The sequence below is a fragment of the Pseudomonas bharatica genome (assembly GCF_048586865.1).
In the GTDB taxonomy this organism is placed as follows: domain Bacteria; phylum Pseudomonadota; class Gammaproteobacteria; order Pseudomonadales; family Pseudomonadaceae; genus Aquipseudomonas; species Aquipseudomonas bharatica.
In genome coordinates this window covers 86,488-94,341 of sequence record NZ_JBMAWR010000023.1, presented here as the reverse complement: position 1 = coordinate 94,341, position 7,854 = coordinate 86,488, and the positions used below count along the sequence as shown (strand labels likewise).

Annotated in this window: 8 protein-coding genes and 1 pseudogene; 5 read left to right on the top strand and 4 right to left on the bottom strand. The window is 62.7% G+C overall.

Annotated elements, in window-relative coordinates:
- The 3 genes and pseudogenes from ACKLLE_RS22005 to ACKLLE_RS21995 form a co-directional block, all read left to right on the top strand.
- Positions 1 to 745 (top strand): annotated as a pseudogene (locus tag ACKLLE_RS22005) (T6SS effector BTH_I2691 family protein); the annotation flags it as partial.
- A gap of 5 nt (positions 746 to 750) precedes the next feature.
- Positions 751 to 1,521: a DUF6708 domain-containing protein gene (locus tag ACKLLE_RS22000; RefSeq protein WP_420059060.1), complete on the top strand. Its 771-nt coding sequence runs from the start codon at positions 751 to 753 to the stop codon at positions 1,519 to 1,521.
- A 31-nt stretch (positions 1,522 to 1,552) separates the two neighbouring features.
- The gene (locus tag ACKLLE_RS21995; RefSeq protein ID WP_064303099.1) at positions 1,553 to 1,810 is read left to right on the top strand and encodes a PAAR domain-containing protein; all 258 of its coding nucleotides are present in this window, start codon (positions 1,553 to 1,555) and stop codon (positions 1,808 to 1,810) included.
- A gap of 13 nt (positions 1,811 to 1,823) precedes the next feature.
- On the opposite strand, the gene ACKLLE_RS21990 is transcribed toward ACKLLE_RS21995, so the two are convergent.
- Positions 1,824 to 3,377, bottom strand: coding sequence for a phospholipase D family protein (locus tag ACKLLE_RS21990; protein WP_064303100.1), 1,554 nt, complete (start codon positions 3,375 to 3,377; stop codon positions 1,824 to 1,826).
- Positions 3,378 to 3,435: 58 nt separating this feature from the next.
- Complete coding sequence (locus tag ACKLLE_RS21985; protein ID WP_167654038.1) at positions 3,436 to 4,866, bottom strand: aminotransferase-like domain-containing protein; 1,431 nt, start codon at positions 4,864 to 4,866, stop codon at positions 3,436 to 3,438.
- A 180-nt stretch (positions 4,867 to 5,046) separates the two neighbouring features.
- Between ACKLLE_RS21985 and ACKLLE_RS21980 the strand changes: the two genes are divergently transcribed.
- The gene (locus ACKLLE_RS21980) at positions 5,047 to 5,277 is read left to right on the top strand and encodes a DUF1127 domain-containing protein (protein WP_064303102.1); all 231 of its coding nucleotides are present in this window, start codon (positions 5,047 to 5,049) and stop codon (positions 5,275 to 5,277) included.
- A gap of 122 nt (positions 5,278 to 5,399) precedes the next feature.
- Here ACKLLE_RS21980 and ACKLLE_RS21975 read toward each other — a convergent pair whose 3' ends face one another.
- Positions 5,400 to 6,677, bottom strand: a complete 1,278-nt coding sequence (locus ACKLLE_RS21975; RefSeq protein WP_420059059.1) for an NAD(P)/FAD-dependent oxidoreductase — start codon at positions 6,675 to 6,677, stop codon at positions 5,400 to 5,402.
- Between the two features lie 114 nt (positions 6,678 to 6,791).
- Between ACKLLE_RS21975 and ACKLLE_RS21970 the strand changes: the two genes are divergently transcribed.
- Positions 6,792 to 7,145 carry a YkgJ family cysteine cluster protein gene (locus ACKLLE_RS21970; protein ID WP_064303104.1) on the top strand — a complete coding sequence of 118 codons (354 nt, stop codon included), beginning with the start codon at positions 6,792 to 6,794 and terminating at the stop codon, positions 7,143 to 7,145.
- Positions 7,146 to 7,227: 82 nt separating this feature from the next.
- Here the strand turns inward: ACKLLE_RS21970 and dadR are convergent, their stop codons facing one another.
- A complete protein-coding gene (gene dadR, locus ACKLLE_RS21965; protein WP_009396597.1) occupies positions 7,228 to 7,716 on the bottom strand; it encodes a transcriptional regulator DadR in 489 nt (162 codons plus the stop codon).
- Positions 7,717 to 7,854: the final 138 nt, after the last annotated feature.

Here is a 7,854-nt window from a genome sequence, read left to right as displayed (position 1 = left end):
GCGGGCGTATGGGGTTGGAGATAAATCAGCAAGTGTTGCCTACAAACGAGCCGCTTTATTTGCAGCCGGATCATCGGTTGCTGGAATTTGGGGTGCCCTTGGGGTGACAGGAGTACTACTCGGCCCGCTCGCGGTCGCCGTAGTACTGGGGCTTGTTGCTTTTGGATTTGCGGTTTCGGCAAAAAACAAAGAGTCGCAACCGCTCGAGTTATGGGCTCGACACTCACGTTGGGGGCTACCTGTGGAACATCGCCGATGGACTGATTGGCAGAACATCGACACCGCGATCGGCGCTTTGAATGCTGCGGTGTTGGGATTGACAGCTGATCTTGCCGTGACTTATCGCGTCCACAGACCGGCCCCCGGTGTGCCAGGAGAAGGTGGATCTATCGATTACAGGTTTGTCCTGCCCGGGTACGCCGCAGACAAGTCGCGCTATGAATGGTCATTGCGGGCGTACCGTCCAACTGAACCTTCAGGCGGAATCGTCGCCGGAGGAGGCTCCGGTGGTACGGATGCCCCTGCGCCAACTCCAGGCTACGAGCCTAAAACTTCGGCTCCGACCATTCACCACGATATCGAGTCAAAAACGTTCGAGATCAGGGGGGCGATTTCGTACTGGGGGGTTCTCGATTTTCACGCGCTGGAACTTGAGGTTTCGTATTGGCCCGACAAGAATGATGAGTTCGGCATAGCCCGGTTCATCGTGAAGGAAGACAAGATCCCCGGGCCAGCGAAGTGGTGAGCTGTTTGAACAAGCCCGAACTCGTTCCGCCTTGTTCTGGATGGAAGGAAGACCTGCCTCGTCCAAACGAACTACCAGTAGTCGCTCCGGCCCTCGGGTTTGATGCGCCCAATCATCAGGATAGCGTCCTCTTGGAATTGCCGCGTGCATCGGCGTTCGCAAGGGGCTGGTTAACTTGGCTTGGGCTAGCCCAAGGTTTTCTAGTGGTAGATATGTTTTGGAGCCATATAGAAATTTATCGGATGCTCGGTTTCGACGAATGGATCATGTTCGTACTCACTACCTTTGTAGGTATCTGGACGTTCTTGTTCTGCATGAAAATTGAACTGGCTCCTCCTAGAGATATGCCCCTCCGCTTCAACCGCGCCCGTAAACGCATCTACGCCTACAACTTCAACTACCGCTGGTGGAACCCCTTCGAACGCTGGCGGGTTGAACCAGTAGCCTACGACTGGTCCCAAGTCCGAGCCGAACGCTGGCTGAAGCGCGGCGCAACCGCTCAAGGCGGACTCGTCATCAAGGGCGGCGTAATGCTCTCCATCGTCAAACCCGGCACCAACGAAGTCATCGACCGTTTCTCCCTTACCACCATGGGCGCCGACGCCCATGCCTGGGCTTACATCTGCACCTACATGCAGCAAGGCCCCGATGCCCTGCCGCCACCCGGTCCGCCGAAGGATCACAACGATGTTTCTTGGTTCAACATCGCCCTGCTGCTGGCCCCCAAAGTCAAATGGCCCGCCAATATGGATCTGGAATCAAGGACCGCACCCTGAAAACCGCTCGCTCGACCAAGGAAACCCACCCATGAAACCAGTCGTCCTGCTGGGCCATCAACACCGCTGCCCTATCCATGGCCCTGGCCACGTCGTCACCGGCGCAAGCGACGCCCGTCTCAACGGCAAGCCCATCGCCCGCGTGGGCGATTCGATCAGTTGCGGCGCGGTCATCCAGACCGGCTCGGCCGACACCCTGATCGAGGGCAAGGCCGTTGCCCGTTTGGGCGACACCACCAGTCACGGCGGCACCCTGGTCGAAGGCGACGAAGGCTGGCGGCTGGATTGAATCGACGTCAACCCTAAAGCATCTTCTCCAACCCCACCGCCTTGGCGATCCATGCATTGAACCTTCGCCACAACCCTCCGGGCTCGGTGGTCAGCACGTGCAGCTGGCCATTGTCCTCGGTCACCCACACCAGCTTGCCTTCGCGCAATTCCACCTGGTACGCCACCGCCGGCGCCATGCCCTGGATCGCCAGGTCGCGGGTGTATTGCGCCAGCTCGGGGCTGTCCACCAGTACCCCGACTTCGGTGTTCCACAGCACCGAGCGCGGGTCGAAGTTGAACGAGCCGATGAAGGTTTTCTGGCGGTCGAAGACGATGGCCTTGCTGTGCAGGCTGGAGTCCGAGGCGCCGCTGAAGCCATAACGCGGCTGGCCCGGGTCGCCGGGCTGGCGGCGCAGTTCGAAGAGTTTTACGCCGTGCTCCAGCAGCGCCCGGCGATAGGGCGCGTAGCCGCCGTGGACCACCGGCACGTCGGTGGCTTCCAGGGCGTTGGTCAGCAGGTCGACCTGGACCCCGGCGTCGGCACGGCTGGTCAGGTACAGCAGGCCTTCCTCGCGGGGCACGAAATAGGCGGAGATCAGGATCAGTTCCTTGCGCACACCGTTGAGCTCTGGGGCGAGTTGCCGGGTCATCAGCAACTGTGGATCGGGCTCGTCGTCGGCCAGGACCTTGCTTGGTGCGTCCCATAGCGCTTGGCCGTGGGCCCAGATCAGTTCGTTGCGCCAAGTGTCCAGGCGCGGTTGGGTCCGATAGGCCATCAGCCGGTCGTACAACGCCTTGCGCTGGGTGCGTGCTTCGGCCAGGTATTGCTCCAGGCGTTGGCGGCTTTCGCGCAGATCGTCGGCGTCGGGCTGGCTGTAAAGGAAGTCGCCAATGGGCTTGCTCAGGGCGCTGTTCCAGTACTGGTCGAAGCTGTGCCCCAGTTGCTCGGCCACCGGGCCGACGCCGAGCAGGTCGATATCGGTGAAGTTGAGGTTGGGCTCGGCGTCGAAATAGGCGTCGCCGATATTGCGCCCACCGACGATGGCCATGCTGTTGTCCACCAGCCACAGCTTGTTGTGCATGCGCCGGTGCTGGCGCGACAGGTTGAACAGCCGGCCCATGGCCCGGGTAACGCCGGTGGCGCGCCCGAGTTGCAGCGGATTGAATACGCGGATCTGGATGTTCGGGTGAGCGGCCAGAGTGCCGATCGGGCCGTCCTGGCCGTCGGCGGCGGTGTCGTCCAGCAGGATGCGCACGCGCACGCCGCGGTCGGCTGCGGCCAGCAGTTCGTGGACCAGCGCCCGCGTGCTGAGGCCGTCGGCAACGATGTAGTATTGCAGGTCGATGCTGCTTTGCGCATTGCGGATCAGTTCGGCGCGGGCGCGGAAGGCTTCGTTGCTGTTGGGCAGCAGGCGAAAGCCCGAGCGCCCTTCATGGGCTGCGGCCTGGCGCTGCACCGAGCGGCCGAACGCCGATTCGCTGGCCGGGATCGCCTGGCTGACGTCGCGGGGTACGCTGACGCTGGCGCAGCCGCCCAGGCTCAGCAACAGGACAAGTAGAAGGGGCAGGAGCCGATGATGGGTCAAGGGTGGATTCCGTGGTCGCGGGGCAGTTGAACTGTAGACCGCGTCAAACAGCGAAACGTTACCCGAGCTTCGCTTCCTCGCCCAATAGACGAATGGCGTTTTCCCCGACCTTGCGCACCGCCGCCTCGATGGTCGGGGTCGGTCGCGCCGCGTAGTTCATGCGCAGGCAGTTGCGGTGCTTGCCCGACGCGGAAAAGATGCTGCCCATGGCGATCTGTACGCCCTGCTCGAGCAGCAGGCGATTCAGTTTCAGGGTGTCGCACTCTTCCGGCAGTTCGACCCAGAGCAGGAAGCTGCCCTGGGGCCGGCTGACCCGGGTGCCTTCGGGGAAATAGCGGGCTACCCAGTCGATCATCTGGTCGCGGCCGCGCTGGTATTGGGCGCGCATGCGCCGCAGGTGAGGCTGGTAGTGGCCGGCCTCGATGAAATCGGCGATCGCCAGCTGCGGTTGCGTCGCGGTGCTGCCGGTGCTGATGTACTTCATGTGCAGCACGCGCTCCAGATAACGCCCGGGCGCCACCCAGCCGACCCGTAGGCCAGGAGCCAGGGTCTTGGAGAAGGAACTGCAGAGCAGGACGCGTCCGTCATCGTCGAAGGACTTGATCGTCCGCGGACGCGGGTAGGTGTAGGCCAGGTCGCCATACACATCGTCCTCCAGAATCGCCACGTCGAAGCGCTGCGCCAGGCTCAGCAGGGCACGCTTGCGCGCCTCCGGCATGATGTAGCCGAGCGGGTTGTTGCAGCTCGGCGTCACCTGGATCAGCTTGATCGGCCACTGTTCCAGGGCCAGTTCCAGGGCTTCGAGGCTGATGCCGGTGAGCGGGTCGGTGGGGATTTCCATAGCCTTCATGCCCAGGCCCTTGAGGGTCTGCATGGCGCCATGGAAGCTCGGCGAATCCACCGCGACGATGTCGCCCGGCTCGCACACCGCACGGATGCTGGCCGACAGCGCTTCATGGCAGCCGGTGGTGATCACCAGGTCGGCGGCATCGATGGTGCAGCCGGAGTCGAGCATCAGCCGCGCGACCTGCTCGCGCAGGGCCTGGGTGCCGCTGATGGTGTCGTAGTACAGGCCGGGCATGTCCTGCCGGCGGCTGAGCTGGGCGAGGCTGCGCAGCAGGGGTTTCAGGGTCGGGCTGTTGACATCGGGCATGCCCCGGCCGAGCTGGACGATGTCCTTGCGCGGCACGCTGCGTACCAGCTCCACCACATGTTCCCATTGAGAAATATCCACAGGGCGCTGGGCTGGCCGGCCGACTGCCGGCAGGGCGGGCAGGGTGCGGTGCTGCGGCACGAAATAGCCGGATTTCGGGCGTGGTGCCACCAGGCCGTTATCCTCCAGCAGGCGGTAGGCCTGCTGGACCGTACTCAGGCTTACCCCATGCTCCAGGCTCAAGGCCCGGACCGATGGCAGGCGGTCTCCGGGACGATAAAGGCCCTGTTCGATACGGGCACCGAGCAGCTCGGCGAGGTTGACGTACAGGGTCATGGGTCGTACTCCGGGAAAATGCTGTAGGAAATAACCAGTACAGATTTCGGAAAAATACATCATTCAGAGAGGAAATGTAGAAATCTGTATGAAGAAAATTCCGATAGTTTGAATCTGTAATGTCTTTCGCCGCACGCGCATCCTGTCTCCACGGTTTACAAACCCTGGAGGGAAGACGCGATGAACGGCCTGAGCGATGTGCGCTTGAAACTGTATGGCAGCGAAGTGGAGCGGGCGCAGCGCAACGCCCGTCTGCGCGGGCCATGGTTCATGGGCACCGTGCGCTTGTGGAGGCATCGCTGGAAAACCCGGCAGGCGCTGCTGGAACTCACGACTGCGCAGTTGAAGGACATCGGGTTGAGCAAGGCCGATGCGGTGGAGGAGGGGCTCAAGCCGTTCTGGCGCGAGTGAAGTCTTGTGGCGTTTTTGATGGCCTCATCGCTGGCAAGCCAGCTCCCAGAGAGTCTGCGGTGCACGCGATACCTGTGGGAGCTGGCTTGCCAGCGATGAGGCCATCAGCAACATTGAAGAGCTCAAACCAGCGCCTTGAGTCGATGCCACAACATCCCCAGCGCCAGCAACGGCGAGCGCAAATGCTTCCCGCCCGGGAAGGTGATATGCGGCACCTGGGCGAACAGATCGAAACGCCCACTCTCCCGCCCACTGATCGCCTCGCCCAGCAACCGCCCTGCCAGGTGCGTGGCGTTCAGGCCGTGTCCGGCGTAGGCCTGGGCGTAATACACATTGGGCTGTTCGCGCAGGCGGCCGATCTGCGGCAGGCGGTTGGCGCCGATGCCGATCATTCCGCCCCACTGGAAGTCGATACGCACATCCGCCAGTTGCGGGAACACCTTAAGCATCTTCGGGCGCATGTAGGCGCCGATGTCCTGCGGATCGCGCCCGGAGTAATGGCACGCGCCACCGAACAGCAGGCGGCGGTCGGCCGAAAGGCGGAAGTAATCCACTGTCACCTGCTGGTCGCAGACCGCCATGTTCTGCGGCAGCAGTTGCCGGGCGCGGTCTTCGTCCAGCGGCTCGGTGGCGATGATGTAGCTGCCGGCTGGCAGTACCTTGCCGCCGAGCACGGGGTTCAGGTCATTGAGGTAGGCGTTGCAGCACAGCACCAGGGTTGCGGCGCGGACGCTGCCTTGGGCGGTGTGGACCTTGACCTCGGGACCGTAGTCGATGCGGGTGACCACCGACTGTTCGAAAACCTGCACGCCGAGCGCGCTGGCCACGGCCGCTTCACCCAGCGCCAGGTTGAGCGGGTGCAGGTGGCCTGAGCCCATGTCGATCAGGCCGCCGGCGTATCGATCCGAGCCGATCACGTCATGCATCCGCTCCGGCGGTACCAGGCGCAGTTCGTGGCGGTAGCCAAGGGCGCGCAGGGCTTCGGCCTCTTCGGCGAAGCCGTCGAATTCGCGGGGTTTGTTGGCCAGGTCGCAATAGCCCCAGGTCAGGTCGCAGGCAATGCCGTGGCGCTCGATCCGCTGGCGGACGATCTCCACGGCCTCCAGGCCCATCAGCTTCATCTGCTTGACGCCGTCGGCACCGATGACCGGCTCGAACTGTTCGAGGCCGTGGCCGACACCGCGAATCAACTGCCCGCCATTACGCCCGCTGGCGCCCCAGCCCACCTTGCGTGCTTCCAGCAGGATCACGCTGAAGCCGCGTTCGGCCAGTTCGATGGCGGTGTTCAAGCCGGAATAGCCGCCGCCGACCACACAGACGTCGCAGCGCTGTTCGCCGTTCAGCCGCGGGTAGTCCGGCTGTGGGACGCTGCTGGCGGCGTAGTAGGAAGCGGTATGCATTTGATGTTGTCCCCGGGGTAATGGCTGGAGAGGCGGGCAGCATAGGTGGTGCTTCCGGGCGCAGGCAACCGTCGGGCAAAATAGCGGCCTTCTCTCCTTTGGCGGTTCCGTTTCATGGCCTGCAACAGTCACAAAATCCGTTTTCTGCGTGAGCAGATTCCGTCCTTCGAGTGCGTGCCGGGTTGTCATGACTGCTGTGGGCCGGTGACCACATCCACCGAGGAAATGGCCCGGCTGCCGCGCAAGAGTGCCGAGCAGCAGGAGGCGGCGCTGGCCGAGCTGAACTGTGTGCACCTGGGGCCGCAAGGGTGCACGGTGTATGAGGAACGGCCGTTGATCTGCCGGTTGTTCGGGACCACGCCGCGCTTGCCATGCCCGCGTGGGCGGGGGCCGGAGGAGATGATCGACCCGGGTGCGGAGCGCTTGGTGCATCAGTTCATTGCCACTACACGGCAGGTGCTTGTGTGAAGGCTTCGGGCCTCATCGCTGGCAAGCCAGCTCCCACAAGGGACCTGTGGGAGCTGGCTTGCCAGCGATGAGGCCCTCAAGATCAATCCGGAATCGGCAGGCTCAGGCTCTCCTTCACCTCTTCCATCACGATATAGCTCTTCGACTCCCGCACATGGGGCAGCTTGAGCAGGATGTCGCCGAGCAGCTTGCGATACGACGCCATCTCGGAAATCCGCGCTTTCACCAGGTAGTCGAAATCCCCCGATACCAGATGACACTCCAGCACATGGGGCAGCTTGAGCACCGCCCGGCGGAACTCCTCGAAGGTGTCGCCCGACTTGTAGTCCAGGCTGATCTCGACGAACACCAGCAGGCTGCCCTTGAGGTGCTGCGGGTTGAGCCGGGCGTTGTAGCCCATGATGATGCCCTCGCGCTCCAGGCGGCGGACCCGCTCGGTGCACGGGGTGGTCGACAGGCCGACCTTTTCCCCCAGCTCGGTGAAGGAAATACGCCCGTCGCTTTGCAGTATCCGCAGGATATTGCGGTCGATCTTGTCCAGCTCGCGCTTGCTTTGGTGCTGGGTTCTCATAGTGGATGCCCCTTTGTAAAAGCCGACTTTGCCGAGAATTCTCGCCAAATATAGGTTTTTATATAGTGAAATGCACTGCCTCTAGTTTTTTAAACTGCGCTCATCCATGCCATTCACAAGATTGTGCGGTGCGCCGCC